This is a genomic window from Nocardia rosealba, assembly GCF_020216065.1.
Classification (GTDB): Bacteria; Actinomycetota; Actinomycetes; order Mycobacteriales; family Mycobacteriaceae; genus Nocardia; species Nocardia rosealba.
The window spans coordinates 37,063-62,945 of sequence record NZ_JAIWNA010000004.1; the positions used below are offsets into that span (position 1 = coordinate 37,063).

At 68.4% G+C, this 25,883-nt stretch carries 21 protein-coding genes; 9 read left to right on the forward strand and 12 right to left on the reverse strand.

The genetic code is table 11. The features are described from left to right. Positions 1-15: 15 nt before the first annotated feature. Positions 16-939: an alpha/beta hydrolase fold domain-containing protein gene (locus LDL21_RS16965; protein WP_225280895.1), complete on the forward strand. Its 924-nt coding sequence runs from the start codon at positions 16-18 to the stop codon at positions 937-939. Here the strand turns inward: LDL21_RS16965 and LDL21_RS16970 are convergent. Continuing rightward, positions 930-1,511: a TetR/AcrR family transcriptional regulator gene (locus LDL21_RS16970; protein WP_067642643.1), complete on the reverse strand. Its 582-nt coding sequence runs from the start codon at positions 1,509-1,511 to the stop codon at positions 930-932. The genes LDL21_RS16965 and LDL21_RS16970 overlap by 10 nt on opposite strands. A 93-nt stretch (positions 1,512-1,604) precedes the next feature. On the opposite strand from LDL21_RS16970, the gene LDL21_RS16975 reads away from it, so the two are divergent. After that, positions 1,605-2,642, forward strand: coding sequence for a beta-ketoacyl-ACP synthase 3 (locus tag LDL21_RS16975; protein WP_181700137.1), 1,038 nt, complete (start codon positions 1,605-1,607; stop codon positions 2,640-2,642). Here the strand turns inward: LDL21_RS16975 and LDL21_RS16980 are convergent. Both LDL21_RS16980 and LDL21_RS16985 read right to left on the reverse strand, forming a co-directional pair. After that, positions 2,639-3,103: a CinA family protein gene (locus LDL21_RS16980; protein WP_225281181.1), complete on the reverse strand. Its 465-nt coding sequence runs from the start codon at positions 3,101-3,103 to the stop codon at positions 2,639-2,641. The two genes, LDL21_RS16975 and LDL21_RS16980, sit on opposite strands and share 4 nt — an antisense overlap. After that, positions 3,052-3,423, reverse strand: coding sequence for a hypothetical protein (locus LDL21_RS16985; RefSeq protein ID WP_157105087.1), 372 nt, complete (start codon positions 3,421-3,423; stop codon positions 3,052-3,054). Before LDL21_RS16985 ends, LDL21_RS16980 begins: the two co-directional genes overlap by 52 nt. Before the next feature lie 285 nt (positions 3,424-3,708). Here LDL21_RS16985 and LDL21_RS16990 point away from each other — a divergent pair, with 285 nt between their 5' ends. After that, a complete protein-coding gene (locus LDL21_RS16990; RefSeq protein WP_225280896.1) occupies positions 3,709-4,353 on the forward strand; it encodes an MspA family porin in 645 nt (214 codons plus the stop codon). A 34-nt stretch (positions 4,354-4,387) separates the two neighbouring features. Continuing rightward, positions 4,388-5,053 (forward strand): MspA family porin, encoded by a 666-nt coding sequence (locus LDL21_RS16995; protein WP_225280897.1) that lies wholly within the window; start codon positions 4,388-4,390, stop codon positions 5,051-5,053. A 196-nt stretch (positions 5,054-5,249) separates the two neighbouring features. Here LDL21_RS16995 and LDL21_RS17000 read toward each other — a convergent pair whose 3' ends face one another. The 6 genes from LDL21_RS17000 to LDL21_RS17025 all read right to left on the reverse strand — a co-directional run bounded on the left by LDL21_RS17000 (position 5,250) and on the right by LDL21_RS17025 (position 12,017). Continuing rightward, positions 5,250-6,632, reverse strand: a complete 1,383-nt coding sequence (locus LDL21_RS17000; RefSeq protein WP_225280898.1) for a sensor histidine kinase — start codon at positions 6,630-6,632, stop codon at positions 5,250-5,252. Beyond that, positions 6,619-7,320 (reverse strand): response regulator transcription factor, encoded by a 702-nt coding sequence (locus LDL21_RS17005; RefSeq protein WP_181700143.1) that lies wholly within the window; start codon positions 7,318-7,320, stop codon positions 6,619-6,621. Before LDL21_RS17005 ends, LDL21_RS17000 begins: the two co-directional genes overlap by 14 nt. Further along, positions 7,317-7,844 (reverse strand): TerD family protein, encoded by a 528-nt coding sequence (locus LDL21_RS17010; protein ID WP_225280900.1) that lies wholly within the window; start codon positions 7,842-7,844, stop codon positions 7,317-7,319. The genes LDL21_RS17005 and LDL21_RS17010 overlap by 4 nt, the downstream gene beginning before the upstream one ends. Positions 7,845-7,859: 15 nt before the next feature. Beyond that, a complete protein-coding gene (gene nhaA / locus LDL21_RS17015) occupies positions 7,860-9,149 on the reverse strand; it encodes a Na+/H+ antiporter NhaA (RefSeq protein WP_225281182.1) in 1,290 nt (429 codons plus the stop codon). Between the two features lie 157 nt (positions 9,150-9,306). After that, the gene (locus LDL21_RS17020) at positions 9,307-9,888 is read right to left on the reverse strand and encodes a TerD family protein (RefSeq protein WP_067496979.1); all 582 of its coding nucleotides are present in this window, start codon (positions 9,886-9,888) and stop codon (positions 9,307-9,309) included. A gap of 56 nt (positions 9,889-9,944) precedes the next feature. Next, entirely contained in the window at positions 9,945-12,017 is a 2,073-nt protein-coding gene (locus LDL21_RS17025) for an acyltransferase family protein (RefSeq protein WP_225280902.1), read from the reverse strand. A gap of 169 nt (positions 12,018-12,186) precedes the next feature. Between LDL21_RS17025 and LDL21_RS17030 the strand changes: the two genes are divergently transcribed. Continuing rightward, positions 12,187-13,233, forward strand: coding sequence for a hypothetical protein (locus LDL21_RS17030; protein WP_225280903.1), 1,047 nt, complete (start codon positions 12,187-12,189; stop codon positions 13,231-13,233). Here the strand turns inward: LDL21_RS17030 and LDL21_RS17035 are convergent, their stop codons facing one another. Together LDL21_RS17035 and LDL21_RS17040 are read right to left on the reverse strand one after the other, a co-directional pair. Further along, a complete protein-coding gene (locus LDL21_RS17035) occupies positions 13,234-13,602 on the reverse strand; it encodes a MerR family transcriptional regulator (RefSeq protein WP_225280904.1) in 369 nt (122 codons plus the stop codon). It lies immediately after the preceding gene. Between the two features lies 1 nt (position 13,603). After that, the gene (locus LDL21_RS17040; RefSeq protein WP_225280906.1) at positions 13,604-15,121 is read right to left on the reverse strand and encodes a SulP family inorganic anion transporter; all 1,518 of its coding nucleotides are present in this window, start codon (positions 15,119-15,121) and stop codon (positions 13,604-13,606) included. A 303-nt stretch (positions 15,122-15,424) separates the two neighbouring features. Here LDL21_RS17040 and LDL21_RS17045 point away from each other — a divergent pair, with 303 nt between their 5' ends. From LDL21_RS17045 to LDL21_RS17060, 4 genes are all read left to right on the forward strand, one after another. After that, positions 15,425-16,453 carry an Acg family FMN-binding oxidoreductase gene (locus LDL21_RS17045; RefSeq protein ID WP_443678046.1) on the forward strand — a complete coding sequence of 343 codons (1,029 nt, stop codon included), beginning with the start codon at positions 15,425-15,427 and terminating at the stop codon, positions 16,451-16,453. 291 nt (positions 16,454-16,744) lie between these two features. Next, positions 16,745-22,201: an ATP-binding protein gene (locus LDL21_RS17050; RefSeq protein ID WP_225280908.1), complete on the forward strand. Its 5,457-nt coding sequence runs from the start codon at positions 16,745-16,747 to the stop codon at positions 22,199-22,201. 331 nt (positions 22,202-22,532) lie between these two features. Then, positions 22,533-23,573: an ATP-grasp domain-containing protein gene (locus LDL21_RS17055; RefSeq protein WP_225280910.1), complete on the forward strand. Its 1,041-nt coding sequence runs from the start codon at positions 22,533-22,535 to the stop codon at positions 23,571-23,573. 12 nt (positions 23,574-23,585) lie between these two features. After that, complete coding sequence (locus tag LDL21_RS17060) at positions 23,586-25,586, forward strand: hypothetical protein (RefSeq protein WP_225280911.1); 2,001 nt, start codon at positions 23,586-23,588, stop codon at positions 25,584-25,586. Here LDL21_RS17060 and LDL21_RS17065 read toward each other — a convergent pair. Next, positions 25,583-25,855, reverse strand: coding sequence for a hypothetical protein (locus LDL21_RS17065; RefSeq protein ID WP_181697801.1), 273 nt, complete (start codon positions 25,853-25,855; stop codon positions 25,583-25,585). The genes LDL21_RS17060 and LDL21_RS17065 overlap by 4 nt on opposite strands. Positions 25,856-25,883 lie beyond the last annotated feature (28 nt).

The following is a 25,883-nucleotide window of genomic DNA, read 5'->3' on the forward strand; positions in this document are numbered from 1 at the left end:
CGAGTGGAGGTTGCGGTGCCCACAGTGATGAGCCGGTTCGTGATTCCCGGGTTCCTGCGAGTAGCGCGCCGCAACCGGAACTACATCGATGCCGAACGCGCCGAGGCCCATATCCGCGAGTTGGCGCTTCGCCCACTGCCCTACGGCCCGCCACGCACCCTGCGCGGAGTCGACATCGCCGTGGTGCGCGATCGTGGCTGGCCCGTCTACACCCTCACCCCGCGCACCGGAAAACCACGCGGTGGCCTGGTGTACGCGCACGGTGGCGGCTGGGTCGGTGAGATCGCGGTGCAGCACTGGCGGCTGGCGGCCATGCTCGCCATCCGCGCACGGCTCACGGTGACGGTGCCGATCTACCCCCTCATTCCGTTCGGCACCGCCGCGGATGTGATTCCCCGCGTAGCCGACCTCGTCCGCACCAGCGCCGACGAACACGGCCCCACCTTCCTCGCCGGTGATTCGGCCGGCGGCCAGATCGCCCTGTCCACCGCACTGCACCTGCGCGACCTCGGCACCACACTGCCGCGCACCGTCCTCATCTCCCCGGCCCTCGACCTCACCCTCGAGAACCCGCAGATCGACATCGTGCAGCAGCGCGACCCGTGGCTCGGTCGCGACGGCGGCCTCGTCTACGGCCGCCGGTGGAGCGGCGAGCTGCCGATGAAGGACCCCATGGTGAGCCCCCTGTTCGGCGATCTCACCGGCCTCGGCCCGCTCACCCTGTTCACCGGCACCGACGACATCCTCAACCCCGACGCCCGCCTGCTGCGGGACAAGGCCCGCGCGGCCGGTGTCGACCTGGACTACATCGAGGAACCGGGCCTGGTGCACGTGTACCCGCTGACCCCGAGTCCCGAAGGTGCGCGGGCCCGCCGCCGCATCGTCACCACCCTGTGCGCCGATCTCGATGGCGCACAGGATGTTTCACCTCAACGCTGAGACAGGTGATAGTTGAACAGGATGGTCAGCTGGGTGACCGCCTGATCGAACGGATGCGCCGACTTGAGCGCCCGGCTGTGCACGATGGTGCCCTCGATGGTGGTGAGCAGGAACCCGGCCAGTGACACCGCCGTCGCGCGTTCGATCCCGGCCGCGACGATGCCGTCGGCCAGGCGCGCGGTCCATTCGGCGAAGGCCTGCCCGGCGATCGACTGCACCACCGGATCGCTCTCGTCCAGCGCGGCGGCCATCATGAACGATCCGGCCCGGAACTCGCTCTGTTCGAGCGGCACCCGCCAGAAGGCGAACAGGTCGGTCAGCCACTGCTGCGCCGACGGCGCGGTCTGTAGGGCGTCGGCCACGGCGCTGACGTGCGAGTACACCAGCCGCGACACGATGCGGGCCGCGGTCTGCACCAGTTCGCTCTTGCCGGAGGGAAAATGCTGGTAGAGCGAGTTGCGTGAGGTATTGCTCCGCTTGAGCAGCTCGCTCAACGCCGCCGCGTGCACACCGTGCTCCTGCACGGTCGCGATGGTGTGCTCGATCAGTCGGGCGCGTGGTCCGGCCGGCATCCGACTCTCCTCCCCGAAACGCTTGATTGAACCGATCGGTTCATGTTAGACCTTATGACGGATGAACCGATCGGTTCACATGGAGAGGATGTCATGCCAACCCCCATCGCCACCTCGATTCCGACCACCCACACGGGAATTCTCGGCCTCGGCGTGTACCGGCCGCGCCGCGTCGTGCCCAACTCGGAGATCGTCGAGGCCATCGACTCCTCCGACGAATGGATCAAGACCCGATCCGGCATCGCGGCCAGGCACTGGGCCGAAGACGACGAGACCATCGTGTCGATGAGCACCGCTGCCGCGCGCGACGCGCTCACCGCCGCGGGCATCACCGCCGATCAGGTCGACGCCGTGCTGCTGGCGACCTCGTCGCAGATGGTGCTCGGCCCCTCGGCGGGCGCGGTGGTCGCCACCGAACTCGGCATGCACGACACCGCCGCCTACGACATCTCCGCCGGGTGCGCGGGCTTCTGCTACGCGCTGGCCGATGCCGCCAACCTGGTCCGCTCCGGTCAGGCGCGCCACGTGCTGGTGATCGGTGTGGAACGGCTCTCGGACCTGCTCGACCGCACCGATCGCGGTACGGCGTTCATCTTCGCCGACGGCGCGGGCGCGGTGGTCGTCGGCGCCGCCGAGCAGGAGGGGATCGGCCCGGTGGCGTGGGGCTCGGACGGGTCACGTACCTCGGCGATCAAGCAGGACAAGGACTTCCAGGAGTACTTCGCCGAGGTGGCGGCCGCCGAGGCCAGTGGCGGCACGACGGTGCGGCCCTATATCCGGATGAACGGCACCGAGGTATTCCGCTGGGCCGTCACCTTTTTGGAGCAGGCGTGCCGGGAGGCCTTGAAGCTGGCCGGTGTCACCGCCGCCGACCTGGACGCCTTCGTGCCGCACCAGGCCAATATCCGCATCACCGACGCGCTGGTCCGCACCCTCGACCTGCCCGACACCGTCGCCGTGGCGCGCGACATCGTCGACACCGGTAACACCAGTGCCGCCTCGATCCCGATGGCCATGGAACAGTTGCTGCGCAGCGGCGGCGCCGAACCCGGCCAGACCGCGTTGCTGCTCGGCTTCGGTGCGGGTCTGGCGTACGCGGGCCAGGTGGTGCACCTGCCACCGATCGTCTAGCCGGTGAAGCGTTTCTCGCTCTCGCCCAACATCTCCAGCGCGCACCGCACCGACTGCTCGAGCACCTGCTCGGGTTCGCCGTCGAAATTCCGGTGCACGGCCCAGGAGGTGTCGCGGGTGGCGACAGCGCACCACACCGACCCCGCCGGTTCGCCGTCCTGATCGCCCGGCCCACCGACGCCGGTGGTCGCGGCGGCGATATCGGCGTCGGTCAGTGCCCGCACGCCTTCGGCCATGGCCAGTGCGGCCGTCTCCGACACCACCGGCACGTCGGGCACACCGAGAACGGACTGTTTCACCGTCACGGAGTAGGCGACGACCCCGCCGCGGAACCATTGCGCGGAGTCGGGTGCCGCCGCGAGGGCGGCGGCGAGGTTACCGCCGGTGAGGGATTCGGCTACGGCGACTGTCAGCCCGTGACGCTTGGCGAAGTCGCCGACATCTGCTGCGGTGGTGATGATGGCCTCCTTTGACGCGCCTGATCGCTGACCGGAACAGCGTAGGCCGCCCCGTCGCGGATGCCGAACTCGAACCGGCACGGGAACAGCGACGGCAGGCCGGTGGCGCGCAGGTCGTAGTTCGCGGCGAGGGTCTGCATGGCCCAGTTCTGCAAAGAATCCGGCAGCCGCAGGGTGGTGCCGTCGACGCAGGAAACATAGGCGTGGGTCTGTTCACCGTCGACCGGAAGCGGATTGCGCAATCCGACCGCGCCGATGTCGAGAATTCGCCCGGAGTTGTGGGGAGAAGCGACGCTCGGCAAATCCAACTCGATGTCGTCCATGTGGGAAACCGTAACGCAGCAACTATCCAGGGAACATCGAAATCACGCCCCCTATACCGAACTTCGCAACATTGGCTGACCGCCGCATGTGTGACGAACGGTCTGCGCCCATCGCAACACCATCGCAAAGAACCGGAAATCTTCTCGTTCCATGAGCTTCATCGCCGGGTCCTCGACTGGTTCTCACCCCGCCATGGGGCGCGTGAATGCTTCGATCCGGCCCTCGACGCGCCCTGCCAGGTGCCGACGTCGAGGCGATACCGCTCGAACCTGATGAGGGGAAGAATGACAATCAAACGCTTCTACGTGGCCACGGCCGCCGCGGTCGCACTCGGTGGTTTCGCCGCCGGTTCCGCCGGCGCCGACGCTTTCGTCCCGCTGCCCGACGGCCAGAAGGCAGGCCCGGGCGTGACGATCACCCGCACCGCCGAGCGCGCCACCGTTTCGCCTTCGCTTGCGGCCAACGGCGCCGGCCGCGTCGCCTGGGTCTCGGGCACCGTCACCGCCGACGTCACCGCGACGCCGGAGGGCGAGGTCGGCCCGTTCAACGGTCCGGCGGGCAAGGACGGCTCCAACAACTCCTCCACCCACGGCGCCTCGCAGCTGAACACCGGCTACATCGTCGGTTGCCAGGTGGCCATCGGTGACGACGCCATCTCCGCGGGCGTCTCCGGCGGCATCGACCTGTCCGGCGGCAGCATCGGCGGCTCGGTCGGCCTCGACCTTGGCCCCGGCGAGGTGAAGTTCGTCCAGATCGAGAAGAAGGACATCCTGAAGGCGGGCGTCTACTCGGTCGAGTACCAGGACGTCGAGATCGAGATCCAGGGCTGCGCCGGTTACGCCCAGGCCCGCGCCTACTCGGTCGTGGAGATCATCGGCGACCACTACTCCAAGACCACCCTCTACGGTGCCCCGTTCAGCATCGGCTGAGCGCATCCGACTTCGATCGCAAGGAATGACACACATGATCGACCGTAAGAATTCGGCCCGCATGGCCGGTCTGGTCGGCGCGGCCGCCGTGACCTTCGGCCTGCTGTCCGCCGGTGCCGCCAACGCCGACACCTTCGTTCCGCTGCCCGGCGGCGAGATCGTCAAGACCCTGTCCGACGGTTCGACCGTCACCGTCCGCCTGGTCGGCGAGTCGGCCCTCATCAGCCCCTCGATGGGCTCGACCCCGGTGCACCGCAACGCGTGGGTGTCCGGCTCCGCGCAGGTCGAGGTCTCCGGAAACGCCAAGGGCGGCAAGATCTACCCCGGTTACGTGGTGGGCTGCCAGGTCAACATCGACGGCGGCGGCGTCGAGGGTGGCGTCGAGGGCGAGAGCAGCTGGGACGGCGAGGACGTGAGCGTCGGCGCCGAGTCCGGTGCCGAACTGAGCCTCGGCCCCGGCCAGGCCAAGTCGTTCTACATTCTCGACATCGAGAAGGCCGACGACTACGGCAACGAGGACCACGGCACCAACAACAAGTTCAAGGGCAAGAGCGGCTCGGTGACCTGGGCCGACTCGACCATCGGCCTGAGCGGCTGCGGTGGCTACGCCCAGGCGCGTGCCTTCGTGAAGGTCAAGGTGGAGACCGAGAACGTGAGCTCGGTCGTCACCCTGTGGGGCCAGCCCTTCAGCATCGGCTGATCCCGACCGACCCCAGCGGGGCCCGGCGTCCGAGTGGCGCCGGGCCCCGCTGTGTCATGACGAGAAGTCACCGGTGTCGGTGTCGCGCGACGGCTTCGGGAATCGGCCGCGTGCCGTGGCAGCGCGACTTGTCCTCCTCCAGCCCGAGGCCGTGGCGATCACCCGACCCGGTGACCGTGACGAGAATGGACCACATTCATTGCGGCGGCTCGGACGTTTTCTTTGCGATCACGTGACGATCCAGCGCGGGCAGCGTCAACTCGAAGCGCGCACCGCCGCCCGGCCGCTCCGAGCAGCGGATCCGGCCCTGGTGTCCCGCAACGGTTTCGGCGACGAGAGCCAGGCCGATGCCGGTGCCGCCGGTCCGGCGCGACGCGGTGACGAAACGTTCGAAGATGCGCTCGCGATCGGCCGCTTCGACGCCGGGTCCGGCATCGTCGACGGTGACCCGCACGTCCTCACCGTCGCGCTCGACGCGCACTGCGGCCACACCGCCACCGTGGCGTTCGGCGTTGACGAGCAGGTTCAGCAGGGCGCGTTCGAGTTCCATCCGCCGCCCGCGCACCAGTCCCGGGTCGATGGTCGTGAGTACCTCGGCCTCGATGCGACGGCTCGCGAGTAGGTTGGCCAGCAGTTCGGCCAGCGACAGCGGCGCCGGGTCGGAGCGGTGGATACCCGCCTCGGCGCGCGCGAGGGCGAGCATGTCGTCGAGCAGACCGCGCAGGTAGGTGGTCTCCTCCACGAGCAGCCCCAGTGCGGCGCGCGGTCTTTCGGACAGTTCGTCGCGGTGCCCGGCCAGCACGGTCGCGGTGGTGGTCAGGGTGGTGAGCGGGGTGCGCAACTCGTGACTGAGGTCGGAGACGAGCCTGCGTTCGCGTTCGATGCGCCGCTGCAGGGAGTCGACCATGGCGTTGAAGGCCTCGACGGTCGGCGACAGGTCGACATCTTCGGGCCGCGACAAGCGCAGGTCGAGGTCGCCCGCGGCGATGCGCGACGCGGTGCCCGCCACCTGGCGCAGCGGGCGCAGCGCGAGGTGCGCGGCCCAGGCGCCGAGCGCGGCGGCCACCGCGACGGCGAGCACCGCGCAGGCGAAGAGGATGGTGCGCAGCATCTTCAGGGTGTCCTCCAGCTCGCGCAGCGGCGCGAATTCCTGGAGGACGGCACCGTTTTCGACGTAGGTCGCGGTGCGCAGATAGGGCTCGCCCGCGATCCGGACACGGGTGGCGGGCGACGGCACCTGGGCGGCCCGTTCGAGCGTGGCGACGGTGGCCTGGTCGGCGCCGAGCACACCGGTGCCCGCGGTGGTGTCGAGGAGGGCGATGGTGCCGGCGGGCAGCCGCAACGATTCGAGGGCCTCCTGCCCCGTGGCCAACGATTCCATCCGCAACCGCAGGATCTCGGCGTGCACTCCTACCGCGCGTTCGACCGTCCGAACCCGTTGGGACTCCATGTAATTGGTGCTGATGGCATACACCGAACCCGACAGCAGTACCGCGACGAGACTGGCACTGAGGACGAACGCCGCTGTCACGCGACCACGCAGGCCGCGTAACCGGGTGGGCAATTCAGGACCCGGCATCGAGGCGATAGCCGAGCCCGCGCACGGTGACGATCAGGCGCGGTTCGGCGGGATCGCGTTCGATCTTGGTGCGCAGGCGGCGGATGTGCACGTCGACGATGCGGTCGTCGCCGAAGAAGCCGCGGTCCCAGATCTTGTCGAGCAGCACCTGCCTGCTCAGCACGAGCCCGTCATTCTGTGCCAGTTCGCACAGCAACCGGAATTCGGTGAGCGTCAGGTGCACGTCTTCGCCCGCCAGCCGCACCGAACCGCGCTCCGGGCAGAGGATCAGCTGCCGGTCGGCGTCGAGGACGAGTTCGACCACCTCGCGTTCGGTGCTGTTGCGCGTGCGCCTGCCCACAGCCCGGATCCGCGCGGTCAGCTCCTTGACCTCGAACGGTTTGGTGACGAAGTCGTCGGCGCCTGCTTCCAGGGCGGCGACCACGTCGTGGGTGTCGTCACGGGCGCTGACCACGATGATCGGCACGTCGTGTTCGCGGCGCACCTCGCGGATGCAGGTGAACCCGTCCATGCCGCCGAGCATGAGGTCGACGATCAGGACGTCCGGCACGCCGACGTTGTGCACGTGTTCCAGCGCGTGTTCGGCGCTTTCGGCCTCGGCGACGACATACCCCTCGTCCTCCATCGCCAGCCGCAACGACTCCCGTACCCGGGTGTCGTCCTCCACGATCATCAACTGCGCGCTCATACCGGGCCCAAATATACGGTCAGCTGGGGCAGGGCGACGGTCGGGTGATCGGCGAAGATCGGGTCACCGATCATCGCGAAGTCCCAACCCGCACCGATGCGGTGCAGTTTGCCGAGGACGAATCCGGTGTGCGTGGTGGCGCTCGACAGGTCGACGCGCACGAGCTCCACCCCGGCGACGCTGTCGGCGACGCGGCAGAAGCCGTTGACGACCTGCTGGAAGGTCTGTCCGGTGTAGCAGGTGACGAGGAAGACGATGGTGCTGATCGCGGCGTCGACGCGGGTGAGGTCGACGGTGATGATCTCGTTGTCGCCGTCACCGTCGCCGGTGACGCTGTCGCCGAGATGGCGCAGGGCACCGTCCCGGGAGGTGAGCTGTTCGTGGAACGCCGCGTCGACGAAGTCCTGACCCGCGAACGCCAGGGCCGTCACATTGAGGTCGATGTCCTTGCGGGTATTGCCGAAGGGGCCGCTCGGTGGCGCGGGGTCCCAGCCGAGGCCGACGGTCACGTGGGTGAGAGACATGGTGGAGCTCCTGGATCAGGGTGGGGTCTGCTGATAGACGTCCGGGATGCCGTCGCCGTCGGCGTCTATGTGTTCCTCTTCGTCGAGGCGGCGGTACACGCGGTTGCGGGCGCGCAGCACGATGGTCGCCAGCAGGGCCGCGGCCAGCGTGCCGCACAGCACGCCGATGCGGACGTGGTCGGCGCGGGTGTGGTCGCCCGCGAAGGCCAGTTCGCCGACCAGCAGCGACACCGTGAAACCGATGCCGCCGAGCAGCGCGACACCCGCCACGTCCACCCAGGCCAGATCGGCGTCGAGTTCGGCGCGGGTGAGTTTGGCGGTGAGGTAGGTGGTCGCGGTGATGCCGACGAGCTTGCCGACGACCAGGCCCGCGATGATGCCGAGCGTCACCCGGTCGGCGAGGGAATCGGTGAACCCACTGAGACCGCCGATGGTGACACCGGCCGCGAAGAACGCGAACACCGGCACCGCCACCCCGGCCGAGAGCGGGCGGATGGTGTGTTCGAACCGCTCGGCCAGGCCGTGTTCGGTGTCGGTCTCGCCGCGCCCGGCCAGCACCGGAACGGTGAAACCGAGCAGCACGCCCGCCACCGTGGCATGCACGCCGGAGGAGTGCACCAGCCACCACGTCACCAGGGCCAGCGGCACCAGCAGGAACGGCGAACTGATCCGGCGCTGCACGGCGACAGCGAACAGGGCGATCGGGATCAGGGCAAGCGCCAGGTAGGGCAGGTGCAGTTCGCTGGTGTAGAAGACGGCGATCACAGTGACGGCGAGCAGGTCGTCGACCACGGCGAGGGTGAGCAGGAAGGTGCGCAGCGCGGTGGGCAGGTGGGTGTTGATCACCGCGAGCACGGCGAGCGCGAAGGCGATGTCGGTGGCGGTGGGGATCGCCCAGCCGTCGACCGCGCCGCCCCGGTTGATCGCGAAGTAGATGAGCGCGGGCACGGCCATCCCGCCGACGGCCGCCACCACCGGCAGCGCAGCGCGGCGCGGATCCCGCAGATCGCCCGCCACGAACTCGCGTTTGAGTTCGAGGCCGACGACGAAGAAGAAGACGGCGAGCAGCCCGTCGGCGGCCCACTGACTCAGCGTCAGGTTCAGGTGCAGCGATTCGGGGCCGATACGGTAGTCGCGCAGTGCCACATAGGCATCCGCCCACGGCGTATTGGCCCAGACCAGGGCGACGATCGCCGCGACGATCAGCAGGACACCGCCGACCGTTTCGCGGCGCAGCACCTCGCTGACGCGACGGGCCTCGGGCCAGCTGCCCCGGGTGAGAACGGTGCGACGTGCCGCGCGGATCATCCGTGCCGGGGAGAGGTAGGTGCGGACATGTGGGTTCCCGTCTTCGCTCGAACCCCGCTCGACCGAATTCGAGCCGGGCTGCCGACCAGACTTCCCGGCGCACCGAGCCTAACTTTGCCGCACCGACCGCACCCCGTGCAAACCGTGCGCGTCGCTAGCCGAGGGCGAAACGCAGCAGCGCCTGCTTGTCACCCTGCTTGATCTTGCCCTTGCGATCGAGCACCTCGAGCTGCCACACCGGCCCGTTGCGGAAGGCCCGCGCGATGGCGTTGGCGTTCTCGGCGCCGAGCAGCGACGGCCAGATATCGGCCACCGGCTGGCTGTCGGCGCCGGTGGCGTCGTAGATCTTGAACGAGACGTTGTTGGCCTTGTCGAACGAGGACCCCTTCTTGAACGCGGCGGCGACGAACACGATGGCGTCGATCGCGGTGGGCACATTCGCGAAGGTGACGTGCACGGTTTCGTCGTCGCCCGCGGCCGCGCCGGTCTGCTCGTCACCGGTGTGCAGTACCGCACCGTTGCCGAGCGGGTCGAGCGAATCGAGACCGGCGAAACGCACCGGCTCGCCACCCTGCATCAGGACGGCGACGAGGTCGAGGTCGACGCCGCGCTTGCGGCGGGCGATGCCGAGCAGTCCACCGCTGGAACCGGCCGACGGGTCCCAGCTCACCCCCACGCTCATCTTGGTGATACCGGCGAGATCGGCCGCGCCGTCTTCCTTCTTCAGAGTAATCACAGCTCCGAGGCTACGGACTTCCCGAGTTGCCCGCATGCCCAAGCGATTTCGCTACCTCACCACCATCCGAGCACGGGACCGATGGCGCGGCCGAGCGCGTCGGCGAGGGTGCGCGAGTAGGTGGCGGTGAGATGGTGCTCGTCGTGGTAGATCAGCACATTGCCCTCGGCGACGGCGCAGACGGTCGGGCCGCACACGGCGTCGGTGAGGTCGACGGGGAAGACGTGCGGGAAGGGCGCCGCCGCTTCGCGCTGCGGGTCGATCGGGTCGAGTGCGTCGCTACGGCGCATGCCGCAGCTGATGCGGTCGCCGCCCGAGGCGAGGCAGTCGGTGGCGCGGTAGCGCACGCCGTCGCGACGCAGCCACGGTGTGTCGCGCAGAGTGAGCACCGCGAGGCCGCGCTCGGACAGGGCCGTCCACACATCGAGGAATTCCTGCGGGGTCTCGTCGCCGCCCGCGTCGCGGGGCCGGGTACCGATGGTGAACACCCAGTCGGGGCGGTCGGTGCCGAGCCGGTCGATCACCTCGCGCGACCAGTCCCGGCAGTCGGGGATGGGTTCGCCGTTGTAGGTGGCGTCCTCGGCGAGGGTGAGGGGGCAGCCCATCTTCAGATACACCTGGATGCGGAAGGAATGCTCCTCGGCCAGTACCTGCAGCGCGGGCAACCAGTGTTCGACGTGGGAGCTGCCCGCCATGGCGATGGTTCGTTCGGCGTCGGGGTCGCCGTAGGTGCAGGTGATGACGGAGCGGGTGTTCCAGTCGGCGATGCAGCCGTCGAGCGTCGGCGGTGGCTGGTCGTTGCGGGCCTCGAAGAGGTTGGGCCGCAACGGTTCGGGGGCGACGGGTGTGTTCGCGGTGAGTGCTCGCGCCCCGGGGTACCTGGTCGCCTCGACGTCGGTGGTCGCGGCCGGTGGCGCCGCCCGCACGACGGCGAACTCCCAGGCCGACGCGGTCGCGACCACGGCCGCGAGCAGTGCCGCGACGCCCGCGGTGACCAGGCGCCTGCCGGGCCGGCGCGTCTTGGCGCGCAGTGGTTTCTCGATCAGCTGGTTGGTGAGCCAGGCCAGTGCCAGCGACACCGCGATTACTCCGGTGCCGCCGAGCAGGTCGACGTCGGGGCTGTCGCGTTCGGTGAGGAAGAAGATGAGAATCGGCCAGTGCCACAGGTACAGCGGGTAGGCGAGCTCACCGAGCAACCGCATGTGCCGGTGCGCGAGCAGCCGGTTGGGTCCGTCCCATTCGTGGCGTGGCACGTTGGCGACCGACACGATCACCGCGGCGGCCGCGAGCACCGGAAGCAGGGCGGCCGGGCCGGGGAAACGGTTGGCGGCGTCGCCGATCAGCCACCCGCACAGCACGACTCCCGCGATGCCGAGGGCCGCCAGCGGCGCCCGGCACCAGCGCGGCAGCACCAGGTACGGCGCGGCGACCGCGAGCGCCGCGCCGATCAGCAGTTCCCAGCCGCGCGCGAAGGTGTCGTAGTAGTTCCAGCCCTGATGGGTCGCGGTGCCCCGGGTCGCGTACACGAACGATGCCGCGGCAGCGGCGATCACGATCACACCGACAACGGCTCGGGCCTGTCGCAGCCGTGCGCACACCGCGACCAGGATCAGCGCGGCCAGATAGAACTGGCCCTGCACCGACATCGACCAGAGGTGTTGCAGTGGGCTCACCGACGGGTCGGCGGCCAGATAGTCGGCCCAGGTGAGCGCCAATTCCCAGTTCTGCGCGAACAGCAGCGAGGCCAGCGTCTGCGCCGCGACCGCCGACCACTGCGTGTAGGGCAGCAGCAGCGTCGAGGCAACCAACACCCCGGCCAGCACCACCGCCATGGCAGGCAGCAGCCGCCGCGCGGTCCGCCGCACCACCGGCCACACCCACCCGCGTGGACCGTGCTCGGCGCGGCGCAGCAGCATCCCGGTGAAGAAGAATCCGGACAGCACCAAAAAGACGTCTACGCCACCCGACACCCGGCCGAACCAGATGTGGAAAACCACGACCAGGCCGATCGCGAGGCCACGCAGACCGTCGAGGTCGGAGCGGTATTGCACTGTGCCGCTGCGTTGTTCGGCCGTCGAGCCCGAACCTGCCGAGGTCTCCGGCGAGAGAACCGAGGGTGACCACGCCATGTCATGTGACTATCACGCGGCCCGCGTGGATGTCACATCGAGGCATCGAAAACCGTGCGCCGCAGCGAACATGGCGCGACGGGTTTGCCTTCCACCCGAACAGGCGCCAAAATTTCGGGAAGGGACGCGGACATCACCGATCGATGCCGCGCGGGGCTGGGAGAGACCTGTGACACGCGAAGATCCGCCCGCCGGGGGTGCCGACGATCAGGGTTCGTGGTGGATGACACCGCGTGCCGACGGGCAACAGGCCGATGCCGCCCCGCCGACGGTGCGCGCGGATACGCCCGGTTTCGGGCAGCAGCCGCCGATGAGTCAGCCGCAGTGGCCGGTCGGTCAGCAGAGTCAGCCGTGGCAGCAGCCGCCGGTGAGTCAGCCGTGGCAGCAGCCGGTGCCGGGTCAGCCGATGCCCGGTCAGCCGATGCCCGGTCAGCCGATGATGGGGCAGCCGCAGTGGCAGCAGCCGCGTCCGCCGTACGCGCGGTCGGGGTCCTCGTCGACACCGTGGCTGATCGGCGGCGCGGTGGTCTGCGCGTTCCTCGTGCTCATCGTGATCGCGGTGGTGATCGGCGGCAACTCCGATTCCGATTCGCCGGTCGTCGCCGCGCCGACCACCACGTCCTCGACGGTGCCGTCCACCTACTCCACCACCTCGGCCGCACCGACCTCGAAGCCGTTCGACTGGAACACCCTCGACAGCGCCTCCACCGACGACACCCCGCTCACCGTGAAAGCCCTACTGCCGCAAAGCTTCACCGACTCCAAGGGCGTGCTCTACACCCTGCGTGCCAGCGGCGAACACGGGTGCGATCAGCCGGGCAACTCCGACAACGTGTCGTCCGCGATCACATCCAACGGGTGCACCACCAATATCACCGGCTCCTACATCGACAAGGACGACCACATCCTGGTGTCGGTGAACGTGCTGGTGTTCCCCACGAACTCCGCCGCCCGCTCCGCCTACGACACCCTCGACGGCCAGACGCAGGACTGGGGAATCTGGTGTCCCACAACGGGTCTGGCCAGCGACACCTGCCACGGTGACATCATGTCCGCCACCCGGGTGCAGTGGTCGGCCTACAGTCACCGCTACTTCACCCAGGCCACCGGCATCTACATCGACCTGTCCGACAACAGCAGCCTCGAGGAATGGTGCAAGGCGGGCGCCAACGCGGCGGCCACCACCGTCGGCCCGAAGAACTACTGGCAGAAGTGATCAGCGCGCGCGTCGTTCGGCGAGCAACGTGGTGAACTCCTCGGCGTAACCGAGCTGGCGGCGCAGTTTCGCGACGCTGTCCTCGGCTTTGGCGTGCAGCGCGGCGAGCAGTTCGCGGGCCGCCGGGTTGCCGAGATCGTCGAGGGCGGACAGCAATTCGCCCATCTCGGCCAGGGTGAAGCCGAGCGGCTTCATCCGGCGGATCACCAGCAGCCGGTCGATATCGTCCTCGGTGTAGAGGCGGAACCCGCCCGCGCTGCGTGCCGAGGGCCGCACCAGGCCGACCTCGTCGTAGTGCCGAATCGTCTTGACCGACAACTCGGTTCGTTCGGCGACCTGACCGATCTGCAAATGCGCGCGGGCGGGCATCTCAGTGCCCTGCCAGGTGCCCGGAGAGCCTGCCGTGGCGCTGTTCGGAGGCCGCGTCGAGCCCGACGATCTCGACCTTCTTGCCCTTGGACTCGTACTTGGTGGTGATCGCGTCCAAGGTGGCGACCGTCGAGGCGTCCCAGATGTGCGCGTCGGACATGTCGATCACGATATTGCGTGGGTCGTCGACGTAGTCGAATTGGTACACCAGGTCGTTGCTCGAGGCGAAGAACAGTTCGCCGCGCACCTTGTAGACCCGGGTGTCGATGTCGCCGTCGTGGTCGATATCGGCCTCGCCGATCTTCTCGACCTCGGTGAAGTGGGCGACGCGGTGGGCGAAGGCGACCATCGCGGTGAGCACACCGGCGATCACGCCGTAGGCGAGGTTGTGCGTCGCCACCGTGACGGCGACGGTGACCAGCATGACCGCGGTCTCGGCGAAAGGCATGCGGCGTAAGGTCTTCGGGGCGATCGAGTGCCAGTCCAAGGTGCCCACCGACACCATGATCATCACGGCGACGAGCGCGGCCATCGGGATCAGGGCGACGATGTCACCGAGCCCGACGACCAGGATCAGCAGGAACAACCCGGCCAGGAACGTCGAAATCCTGGTGCGCGCACCGGAGGACTTCACATTGATCATCGTCTGGCCGATCATGGCGCAACCGCCCATACCGCCGAAGAAGCCGGTCACCACGTTGGCCACACCCTGGCCCCAGCCCTCGCGGGTCTTGTCGGAGTGGGTGTCGGTGATGTCGTCGACGAGTTTGGCGGTCATCAGCGATTCGAGCAGGCCGACCAACGCCGTCGCCAACGCGTACGGGGCGATGATCTTCAGCGTTTCCAGCGTGAACGGCACATCGGGGATCAGCCAGGAGGGCAGGCTCGACGGCAGCTCGCCCTCGTCGCCCACGTTCGGCACATCGAGCGAGAACACGAGGGTCGCGGCGGTGAGCAGCACGATCGCCACCAGCGGGGCAGGAACGACGTCGGACAGCTTGGGCAGCAATACCATGATCGCGATACCGATGGCGACCATCGGATACACCAGCCACGGCACCCCGAGCAGGTGCGGGATCTGCGCGGTGAAGATGAGGATCGCCAGCGCGTTGACGAACCCGACCATCACACTGCGCGGGATGAACCGCATCAACCGCGCGACCCCGATCACGCTGAGTACGATCTGCAGCACACCGGCGAGGATGACCGTGGCGATCAGGTAGTCCAGTCCGTACTGCCGCATGACGGGCGCGATCACCAGGGCGACCGCGCCGGTCGCGGCCGAGATCATCGCCGGGCGGCCACCGACGAACGCGATGGTGACGGCCATGGTGAACGACGCGAACAACCCCACCCGCGGGTCGACCCCGGCGATGATCGAGAACGAGATGGCCTCGGGGATCAGGGCGAGCGCGACCACCAGCCCGGCCAGCACTTCCGTGCGGAGCCGGCGCGGGCTGCGCAGGGCGGCCATCACCGACCCTTCGGTCTGTCTACTGGCGGACACGGCTGTCCCCATCGGCTGCTCCCAACGAAAAGTGTCGCCCTCACGGCGCTCGGCCGGCACGAGCGGACGCCCGTGCGATCGACAAACTCTACCCTCCCGTAAGGGTAGAGTTTGTCGGCGCCGGTCACGACGAGATAACCGCAGGTGCGAGCTTCGCCACTGCCGCCCGTCCTCGTGATGGGGGAGTAGGCGCAGGATTCGGCGATCGACGGGGGTTCTGGCCGATCCCTGCTCAGGTCACGAACTGGTCAACGGCCCAGATCACATGGAAAGTGCCAGGTGGCGCGCCTAGGGTCGGTTACCGAGCTCGACGAGATGGAGTATTCGCCAAGAGGAAGTCGGGGGCGGACATTGCTTCGCAAAAGACCCAGCACACAGACGTGCCGTGACGCGGTGGAGATGGCCGTGCGAGCACCGTCGGTGCACAACACCCAACCGTGGCGGTGGCGCATCGGTCACGGCCGCGTCGACCTGTTCGCCGATTTCGGCCGACAGGTCGGCGCGACCGATCCGCGCGCCCGTGCGCTGACGGTGAGCTGCGGTGCCGCGCTGCACCATCTGACCGTCGCGTTCGCGATGCTGGGCTGGCACGCGGTCGTCGAACGACTGCCCGACCCCGCGCGGACCGATCACCTCGCGCGGGTCGAACTCACCCCGCGCTCGCCGAGCGACCACGACATCCGGCTGGCCGCCGCCATCCATGTGCGACGCTCGGATCGCCGCCGCTTTCCCGACCTGCCCATCCCGGCGCGCGACCTGCGTACGGTGTCGCGCTGTGCCGCACGGTTCGGCGCCGCGGCCCGCCACGTCCCGGACATGCTGCTGCCCGAACTGGCCGAACCCATGCGCTCGGCCGCCGCCCGGCACGCCGTCGACGGTGACTACCTCGCGGAACTGAGCGAATGGAGCGGTTGCCACGGTGAGCTCACCGGTGTGCCCGCCCACAACGCCCCCGCACCTCGCCGCCCCGACGAACTACCGGTGCGGGTCTTCGCCGACGCGCGGCTGTCGGAGTACACCGACGAGCCCGACGCCGCGCACTGGCTGGTGGTGTGTACCCCCCGCGACACCCGGCTCTCCCAGCTGCGGGCGGGCGAGGCGACGAGCGCCATCCTGCTCGAAGCCACCCGGCTCGGTCTCGCCACCAGTCTGCAGTCCGAACCCCTCGGCATGCTCGATCTGCGCGACCAGATCCGCACCACGGTCCTGCAGGAATGCGCCTTCCCGCATGTGATGGTCCGCCTCGGCGTCATGCCCCACGCCGCCGCACCCCTGGAATCCACTCCTCGCCGCCTCGTGGACGACGTCATCGAGTACGACGAGACCGTGTTCGCCATGGCCTAGTTCGCCGCCCGGCAGTCCCCGTCAGCGCCGCCGCCCGATCCGGGCGCGCGGCGCTGACGCGCGTTCGGGCTCGAACGAAATCGGCTCGCCATCCGTAATCATCTCTGCCACGCGGCGATATACGACTGTATCGCCAGACGCGTACTGCCGCTTCGGACAACGATACGTGCGGGTAACCCTGCCTCGCGGTACACATACGTGGCAGAAGAGGGCAGACTGCCAGCAATCGCGAGTTTCGCAACCTCACCCGTCCGGGCCAGGTCCTTGGAGAATTGTGGAAGGAGTCGGCGAGTGTTCAGCCGTATCGCCATCGTGAATAGGGGAGAGGCCGCCATGCGCCTCATCCATGCCGTGCGTGATCTGGCGGCGGCGACAGGACTACCGATCGAAACGGTAGCCCTGCACACCGACGTCGACCGCACCGCGACCTTCGTGCGCGAGGCCGACATCGCCTACGACCTCGGGCCCGCCGCGGCCCGCCCGTACCTCGATCTCAAGGCCCTCGAGAAGGCACTGGTCGCCACCAAGGCCGACGCCGCGTGGGTCGGCTGGGGCTTCGTCGCCGAGGACCCGGCCTTCGCCGAGCTGTGTGACCACATCGGTGTCACCTTCATCGGCCCGAGCGCCGACGCCATGCGCAAGCTGGGCGACAAGATCGGCGCCAAGCTGATCGCCGAGGAAGTCGGCGTCCCGGTGGCGCCGTGGAGCCGCGGCCCGGTCGACACCATCGACGACGCCATCGAGGCCGCGGCCCGCATCGGATACCCGCTGATGTTGAAGGCCACGGCCGGTGGTGGTGGGCGCGGTATCCGCGTCATCACCAACGAAGCCGAGCTCGTCGACGCCTACGAGCGCACCAAGCAGGAAGCCGCCCGCGCCTTCGGCAGCGGCGTGGTGTTCCTCGAGCGCCTGGTCACCGGCGCCCGCCACGTCGAGGTCCAGGTGATCGCCGACGGTCAGGGCAGCGCGTGGGCACTTGGCGTGCGCGACTGCTCGGTGCAGCGGCGCAACCAGAAGGTCATCGAGGAGTCGGCGTCGCCGGTGCTGAGCGCCGAGCAGACCGCCGATCTGAAGGCCTCGGCCGAGCGGCTCGCGATCGCCGTCGGCTACTGCGGCGCGGCCACCGTCGAATTCCTCTACCACCCCGGCGATCAGCTGTTCGCGTTCCTCGAGGTGAACACCCGGCTGCAGGTCGAGCACCCGATCACCGAGATCACCACCGGTTTCGACCTCGTGCACGCCCAGATCCGCGTCGCCTCGGGGATCAAGCTCGAGGGCGCCGCGCCCGCCGAGCGCGGCCACGCCATCGAGGCCCGCCTCAACGCCGAGGACCCGGACCGCGATTTCGCGCCCGCCCCGGGCCGCATCGTCCGCCTCGACCTGCCCGCGGGCCCCGGCATCCGTGTCGACACCGGTGTCAGCGAAGGCGACACCATCCCCGCCGACTTCGACTCGATGATCGCCAAGATCATCGCCTACGGTCGCGACCGCGACGAGGCGCTCGGCCGTTTGCGCCGGGCCATGGCCGAGACCCGCGTCGTCATCGAGGGCGGTGCCACCAACAAGAGCTTCGTGCTCGACCTGCTCGACCAGCCCGAGGTGATCGACGCCAGCGCCGACACCGGCTGGATCGACCGCGTGCGCGGCGAGGGCCGCCTGGTCACCCACCGCCACTCCACCGTCGCGCTGGCCGTCGCCGCGATCGACGCCTACGAGGAAGACGAACGCGCCGAACAACATCGGCTGCTGTCGACCGCGTCCGGTGGCCGTCCGCAGGTGCAGCACCAGAGCGGTCGCCCGCTCGACCTGAAACTGCGCGGCGCGAGCTACCGCGTGCGGGTGGCCCGCATCGGCGCGCACCGTTTCCGCGTCGGCATCGAGGCCGGCGCCGACCTGCGCACCGCCGACGTGGACCTCGATCGTTTCGATCGCCACACCGGCCAGATCGTCGTCAACGGCACCCGGTACCGCCTGATCACCGGCACCCACGGCCCCACCCACGTGGTCGATGTCGACGGCATCACCCACCGCATCAGCCGCGACGAGGGCGGCGTGGTCCGGTCGCCCGCGCCCGCGCTCGTCGTCGGCACCCCGCTGGAAGTCGGCGCCGAGGTCGAGGCCGGTGCGCCGGTGCTCGTGCTCGAGTCGATGAAGATGGAAACCGTGCTGCGCGCGCCGTTCCGCGCCCGCCTCAAGGAATGCGCGGTCTCGGTCGGTACCCAGGTGGAGACGGGTGCGCCGCTGCTGCGCCTGGAACCGCTGGCCGACGACGACGCCGAGGAGACCGCCGCCACCGGCACGGTCGTCCTCGACCTGCCCGCCGAGCCGACCCCGCGCAGCCCGCACGAGCGGATGTCGCGCGGGCTCCAGGACCTGCGCAGCCTGCTGCTCGGCTTCGACGTCGACCCGCACGACAACAGCCGCGTGCTCGACGACTACGTCACCGCGCGCAAGGAAACCGTCGCCGACAACATCCGCCCGCTCGGCGAGGAACTCGAACTGGTGCAGGTCTTCGCAGACCTCGCCGAACTGAGCCACAACCGGCCCGCCGACGACGACGGCGCCCACAGCCACGTGCACAGCGCCCGCGAGTACTTCCACACCTACCTGCAGAGCCTGGACGTGGAGCGGGCCGGGCTGCCCGAGTCCTACCAGGCCAAGCTGTCGGCCGCGCTCGGCCACTACGGCATCACCGAACTGGATCGCACGCCCGATCTCGAGGCCGCCGTCTTCCGGATCTTCCTGGTCCAGCAGCGGCCCGCCGAGACCGGCGCGGTGATCACCACACTGCTGCGCGAATGGCTCACCGAGCCCATGCCCGATCAGGTGCTGCGCGAGCCGGTGGGTCTTGCCCTCGAACGGCTCGTCGCCGCCACCCAGGTCCGTTTCCCCGTGGTCGCCGACCTCGCCCGCGGTCTGGTGTACGCCTGGTACGGCCAGCCGCTGCTGCGCCGCAACCGCGCCCGCGTCTACACCAATGTCCGCAGGCACCTGAGCTACCTCGACGCCAACCCGCAGGCCTCCGACCGCACCGAGCGGATCGCGGAGATGGTGCGCAGCACCGAACCGCTCGTCCGGTTGCTCGGCCAGCGGCTGCAGCGCGGCAAGCCCGACCACACCGCCATGCTCGAGGTGCTCACCCGCCGCTACTACGGCAACAAGGGCATCACCGGGGTTCGCACCGAGCAGGTCGGCGCGACCACCTTCGTCGTCGCCGAACGCGCCGGGTCGAGCCTGGTGTCGACCGCGGTGAGCTTCGCCGCGCTCGGTACCGCCCTGGACGGGCTGGCCGAGCTGGCCCGCGGCGCGGTGTCCATCGACGCCGACATCTACCTCAGCTGGGAGGATCAGCCCGAGGACTTCGACGCGATGGCAGTTGCCCTGCAGGAGGTACTCGGCGGGCATCCGCAACCGAACCAGGTGCACCGCATCACCGCCACCGTCGCGGGCAGCGGCGGCTCGGTCATGCACCACCACTTCACTTTCCGTCCCTCGGTCACCGGCATGGCCGAGGAGCGGCTGATCCGTGGCCTGCACCCCTACATCGCGCAGCGCATGCAGATGGAGCGGTTGCGCAAGTTCGACCTCACCCGCCTGTCGTCCTCGGACGAAGAGGTGTACCTGTTCCGTGCCGTGGCCAAGGAGAACCCCTCCGACGACCGCCTGATCGCCTTCGCCCAGGTGCGTGACCTGGCGGCGCTGCGTGAGCAGGACGGCAGGCTGGTCGCGTTGCCGACGGCCGAGAGCGCCATCGCCACCTGTGTCGATTCGATCCGCCGGGCCCAGTCGCGGCGCCCGTCGGCCAAGCGGCTCAACACCAACCGCATCGTGATGTACATCTGGCCGCCGATGGACGTCACCCGGGCCGAACTCGAGACCATCGGTGGTCACGTGCTGCCGTCGGCGGCGGGTGTCGGCCTCGAGGAGATCCTGCTCATCGCCCGCCAGCGCGATCCGCAGACCGGCGAGCTGAACAAGATCGTTGTGCGCATCTCCTTCGACGCCACCGGCGGCACCGAGGTGACGGTCGGCGAGCGGACCGACGAAGCCGTCGAACCGCTCGACGAATACCGCCAGAAGGTGCTGCGCGCGGCGGCCCGCAACACGGTCTACCCCTACGAATTGACCGGACTGCTCGGCGAATTCACCGAGTACGACCTCGACGAGAACCATGCGCTCGTCCCCGTCGACCGGCCGAAGGGCCACAACAAGGCGGCGCTCGTGGCCGGTGTGGTCACCACGCCGACCCCGCGTCACCCCGAGGGCGTCACCCGGGTGCTGCTGCTCGGTGACCCGACCAAATCCCTCGGCGCCCTGTCGGAGCCGGAGTGCCGCCGGGTGATCGCGGCACTGGATCTGGCCGAGCAGATGCGTTTGCCGCTGGAGTGGTACGCCCTGTCCTCGGGTGCTCGTATTTCGATGAGCTCGGGCACCGAGAACATGGACTGGGTCGCGGCCGCGCTCAAGCGGATCGTCGAATTCACCCAGGACGGCGGCGAGATCAACATCGTCGTGGCCGGCATCAACGTCGGCGCCCAGCCGTACTGGAACGCCGAGGCCACCATGCTCATGCACACCAAGGGCGTGTTGGTGATGACCCCGGATTCGGCGATGGTGCTCACCGGCAAGCAGTCGCTGGACTTCTCCGGTGGTGTGTCGGCCGAGGACAACTTCGGCATCGGCGGCTACGACCGGGTGATGGGCCCCAACGGTCAGGCGCAGTACTGGGCGCCGAACCTCGGCGCGGCACGCGATGTGCTGATGTCGCACTACGAGCACACCTACGTCGTCCCCGGTGAGTCCGCACCGCGCCGGGCCACCAGCACCGACCCCGTCGACCGGGACATCTCGAGCTTCCCGCATGTGTTGGCGGACAGCACCTTCGCCACCGTCGGCGAGATCTTCTCGGCGGCCGCGAACCCGGATCGCAAGAAGCCCTTCGACATTCGCACGGTGATGCGCGCGCTGGCCGACCAGGACCACCCGGTGCTGGAACGCTGGGCGGGCATGGCCGACGCCGAGACCGCCGTGGTGCAGGACGCGCACCTCGGCGGAATCCCGGTGTGCCTGCTGGGTATCGAGTCGCGCAATGTGGCGCGTCGCGGCCTGGTGCCGACCGACGGTCCCGACACCTACACCGCGGGCACCCTATTCCCGCGCTCGTCGAAGAAGGCCGCCCGCGCGATCAACGCGGCCAGCGGGAACCGTCCGCTTGTCGTGCTGGCGAACCTGTCGGGCTTCGACGGTTCGCCGGAGTCGATGCGCAAGCTGCAGCTCGAGTACGGTGCCGAAATCGGCCGTGCCATCGTCAATTTCGACGGCCCCATCGTGTTCTGCGTGATCTCGCGCTACCACGGCGGCGCGTTCGTCGTCTTCTCGAAGGCGCTGAACCCGAACATGACCGTGCTCGCCCTGGAAGGCTCGTTCGCCTCGGTGCTCGGTGGCGCGCCCGCCGCCGCCGTGGTGTTCGCCGGTGAGGTCAACGCCCGCACCGCCGCCGATCCCCGGATCGGCGAACTGGAGGCGCGCGTGGCCAACGCCTCGGGCACCGACCGGGCGACCCTGGCCGCCGAACTCGACGAACTCCGGTCGTCGGTCCGCGCGGAGAAGCTGGGCGACGTGGCCGCCGAATTCGACCGCGTGCACAACATCCAGCGCGCGGTGGAGGTCGGTTCGGTCGACGCGATCGTCAGCGTCGCCGACCTGCGCCCGCGCATCATCGAAGCGATCGAAACCCGCCTGGGCTAGGCGATTTCGGGTGACCGGCCGCCCGCTCGGGCGGCCGGTCACAGCTTCGTCATGATTCCGCTCGCCCGAACTGGGTAATTCTCGGTTGGCAGCCTGTCGGCTGTCGATCGAGAAGGGATAAGGTTTGTCGATTTCCGCTGACGAATCCCAGAGTCGAAATCCGAACAAAGGCTATATCGCCCTTTTGGGCTGGAGTTTGAACGCCGTAGCGGCTGTCGATCGTTTCGATCGGCGCTACATCGTGGTAGCCCCCGCATGGGCGCAAGATTATTGCACAGAACACGACATTCCCTATATTCCATGGGATTTCGAACGTCTCAACGATCGTTCGATGGAGATCGCGGAAACGCTGAAGGATCTGGGCGTCGACGTCGCCATTCCGATCTTCGAGGAAACCGTCGAATGGGCAGGCGCGATCAATTCGGTGCTGCTCGACAACCCCCGCCTGCTCGGGCAGGCCATGCTGCTGCGCGACAAGTCGCTGATGAAGCGGCGCGCCCAGCTCGGCGGCATCCGGGTCGGCATCTTCGAGGAGGCACACGACCGCGACGACGTGGCCCGTTTCCTCAAGCGGGTCAATCAGACCCTGCTCAAGCTCGACGGTGACCCCAACGACCCGATCCACCTCAAGGCGTTCGACAAGGCGGGCTGCCTGGGTCACCGCGTGATCCGCACGCCCGACGAGATCGACACCATCCCCGACGACGAGTTCCCGATGCTGATGGAATCGCATCTCGACGGCTGGGAGTTCGCGGTGGAGGCCTGGGTACACAAGGGCCGCATCTGCTTTCTCAACATCTCCGAATACGTCACCCTCGGCTATTCGGTGTTCGTCCCGGCCACTCCGGAGCTCGAGAAATACCGGCCGGAGATCACCCGTCAGGTCGAAAAGCTCATCAAGACTTTCGATATCGAGTTCGGCTTCATCCATCCCGAGTACTTCGTCACCAGCGACGGTGAGATGTATTTCGGCGAGGTCGCCTATCGGCCGCCGGGCTTCAAGGTGTTCGAACTGCTCGAACGCACCTACGGTTTCAACGCCTATCACGCGCTGGTGCTGGCCTTCGACCCGAAGACCACCGACGAGGAGATCGACGCCTTCTTCCCGAAGGAAGTCGTCGACGCCACCGGGCACGCCGGGTGCTTCGGGGTGTATCCGCGCAGGCGGGTGGTCAGCCAGCTGTCGATTCCGCCGGAAACCGAGGACCACGACTACTTCGAGTCCCACGAGCTCACCGAGCCGTTGGCCGAGAAAGTCACCAAGCGAACGGCTTTCGGCAACCATTGGGGCCTGCTCTATTTCTTCGGTGACGACCCGTACACTCTGCGGGATCTGCTGAAGCGACAAGAAGAGCTCGACTTCTACATCTGATCGGATCGGCGATTGAGTCCAAGCGACCAGGCGACGCTCGACAAGCGTCTCGCCACCCTCGACCACGCCACCGGGGCCCTGCACGACACCGGCGAATTCGGCAAGCAGGTGAAGCTGCCGAGAGTGCTCGACGCGCTGCGCCGGGTACTGCTGGTGCCGGGCGGGTGTGCGGCGGTGCGCGAGCGAGCGCAGCGCCTCGAGGCGGCAGGCCTGTTCCTCGGCACCGATTGGGCGCAGCCGCAGATTCTCATTCCCGCGCTGAGCACCGGTTCGCTGCGCAGCGCCAACGCCGACACCGTTGTGGTGGAGGCGGTGAGCGATCTGCGGTTGCTCGCCGTGGCCAAGGGTGATTACGAGCATCCGCTGATCTCGGCCGCGGCGGCCACTGAGCACCTGTCGCAGGTGCTCGCGGTGAATCTGTCGCTGCTGTTCTCGCCGCCCACGGAGGCCGAGCGAGAGCAGCAGGGGCGGATGGCGCAGGTGTCGCGCGAACTGCTGCACTACCTGGTCGCCGAGGTCGGGTACGAGAAGGTGCTCGAGAATCTGGTGGACGAGATCTGGCGCATTCTGCGACAGCGGCCCATCCAGGTGGACGCGGTGAAGCGGATGATCACCCAGATCGCGGTGGCCAGAGCCAATCCTGATGTCGATCTGGGGGCAAGCGGTCTCGGAGCGGATCGGCTCATCAGTAGCCTCTACGGCACCACCGAGGGGTGCCGGGAGGATCCCGGCGTCGAGATCTACCGCGCCCGGCTCGAATCCATGGACGACAGCGCGTTGCAGTACGAGGCGACAGGTTTCGCGCGCTCCATGCACGACACCGGCCTCGTATCGCCGTATCACGCTGTGCTGCTTCGCTTTCTGCTCGGCAAGGGTGAATATCTGCTCGGCGAGGCGATGGGCCTGTCGAGCACCGGCCGCGACAGCCTGCTCTGCTACCACGAACTCGTCCGCACCTTGATCGAGCAGGCCGTTTTCGTCGAAACCGCGCAGTGTGTCTACGGTTTGGCATTGCTGCTCGAGCGCGGCATCCTCTATCAGCCGCCGGTGGCGCCCGCGCTGTGGCGGCAACTGTCGCTGCGCCTCTCACCGCATTCACAGCAGCGGTTGACGCAGGTGTTCGGTGCCGTGCCCGACCCGCGCGCGCGGTTGCTCGCGGGGGTGCTGTCGGTGCTCGGTCAGCCGCTCGGCATCGGCCAGGGCGACAACCCCACCTGTCAATCGGCGCGGGCCCTGTCGATGTGGGCCTACAACGATCCCGACTACCTGCTGCAATCGGTGGTGTGGGCCGCGCGCGACGACGAGATCGTCATGCACTTCGAAGGTCAGCCGCTGTCCTCACGCGAGCACGGCGACCAGGTGAACGCTCTGCTGCACCACGACCTCGATCCGGTATCGCTACTGGTCGTGCCGCATCTGGACCGCATCTACGCCGAAATGGGCCGCCGGTGCGCGGGCCGTGAGGGCGACCCGCATCGCTGGATCAACCCCGAATTCCACGGGTGGTGGTCCGGGCGGGGTTTCCGCATCAATGTCGACGTCGCCACCGGCAACCTCATCGACCTCGACGATTTCCAGCGCCACTTCTACGCCGGCTACCACCCCTTCTACAACGGCAATCAGCCGGTGATCCACCCGCAGCCCGCCGGTATCGCGGTCACCGACAGCGCCGCCCGCTTCGTCGGCTGGCACGCGATCACCATCCTGCGCGTGAGCCTCGACCCGCAGGGCAAGATGCGCGTCTACTTCTACAACCCCAACAACGACAGCGGCCAGGACTGGGGCGACGGCGTGGTCGTCGGTACCGCGGGCCACGGCGAACGCTTCGGCGAAGCGTCGCTGCCCTTCGAGCAGTTCGCGTCGCGGCTCTACATCTTCCATTTCGACCCGCTCGAGCCCGGCGAATCGGCGGCCGTGGACCGCGCGGAACTCGATCGGGTCACCGGATACATCCGGCGCAGCTGGGGTGCGGACCGCCTGCCACCGGAAGATGTTGTGGCCGAACAGGATTAACTGTGCGTCGCAAGGTAGACCAGCGTGGCCACGCCGAGCGCGAGCGCGCCGAGAATGCCGCCGGCGATGGTGTCGGCGCGATTGGTCGCGATCCCGCGTTCGATCCGGTCCCAGCCGACGAACGCCGCGCCGACCGCGATCACGGCGGCGGGCACCGCGAGAAACTCACTCGCGAACGGGATCACGGAGAATCCGCACGCGAAGATGCCGAGTACCAGCGAGAGCAGTCCCGCACCGTTGCGCGGTGGCGGCACCTGGGGTCCTGGCATTCCCCGAGCGTAGTAGGAAGGGCGTCGG

What these genes read in the sequence shown, in the direction of transcription:
- LDL21_RS16970 (WP_067642643.1), bottom strand. Translation starts at nt 1,511, where the DNA reads ATGCCGGCCGGACCACGCGCCCGACTGATCGAGCACACCATCGCGACC.
- LDL21_RS16975 (WP_181700137.1), top strand. Translation starts at nt 1,605, where the DNA reads ATGCCAACCCCCATCGCCACCTCGATTCCGACCACCCACACGGGAATT.
- LDL21_RS16985 (WP_157105087.1), bottom strand. Translation starts at nt 3,423, where the DNA reads ATGGACGACATCGAGTTGGATTTGCCGAGCGTCGCTTCTCCCCACAAC.
- LDL21_RS16990 (WP_225280896.1), top strand. Translation starts at nt 3,709, where the DNA reads ATGACAATCAAACGCTTCTACGTGGCCACGGCCGCCGCGGTCGCACTC.
- LDL21_RS16995 (WP_225280897.1), top strand. Translation starts at nt 4,388, where the DNA reads ATGATCGACCGTAAGAATTCGGCCCGCATGGCCGGTCTGGTCGGCGCG.
- LDL21_RS17000 (WP_225280898.1), bottom strand. Translation starts at nt 6,632, where the DNA reads ATGCCGGGTCCTGAATTGCCCACCCGGTTACGCGGCCTGCGTGGTCGC.
- LDL21_RS17005 (WP_181700143.1), bottom strand. Translation starts at nt 7,320, where the DNA reads ATGAGCGCGCAGTTGATGATCGTGGAGGACGACACCCGGGTACGGGAG.
- LDL21_RS17010 (WP_225280900.1), bottom strand. Translation starts at nt 7,844, where the DNA reads ATGTCTCTCACCCACGTGACCGTCGGCCTCGGCTGGGACCCCGCGCCA.
- LDL21_RS17025 (WP_225280902.1), bottom strand. Translation starts at nt 12,017, where the DNA reads ATGGCGTGGTCACCCTCGGTTCTCTCGCCGGAGACCTCGGCAGGTTCG.
- LDL21_RS17035 (WP_225280904.1), bottom strand. Translation starts at nt 13,602, where the DNA reads ATGCCCGCCCGCGCGCATTTGCAGATCGGTCAGGTCGCCGAACGAACC.
- LDL21_RS17040 (WP_225280906.1), bottom strand. Translation starts at nt 15,121, where the DNA reads ATGGGGACAGCCGTGTCCGCCAGTAGACAGACCGAAGGGTCGGTGATG.
- LDL21_RS17045 (WP_443678046.1), top strand. Translation starts at nt 15,425, where the DNA reads ATGGAGTATTCGCCAAGAGGAAGTCGGGGGCGGACATTGCTTCGCAAA.
- LDL21_RS17055 (WP_225280910.1), top strand. Translation starts at nt 22,533, where the DNA reads ATGGAGATCGCGGAAACGCTGAAGGATCTGGGCGTCGACGTCGCCATT.
- LDL21_RS17065 (WP_181697801.1), bottom strand. Translation starts at nt 25,855, where the DNA reads ATGCCAGGACCCCAGGTGCCGCCACCGCGCAACGGTGCGGGACTGCTC.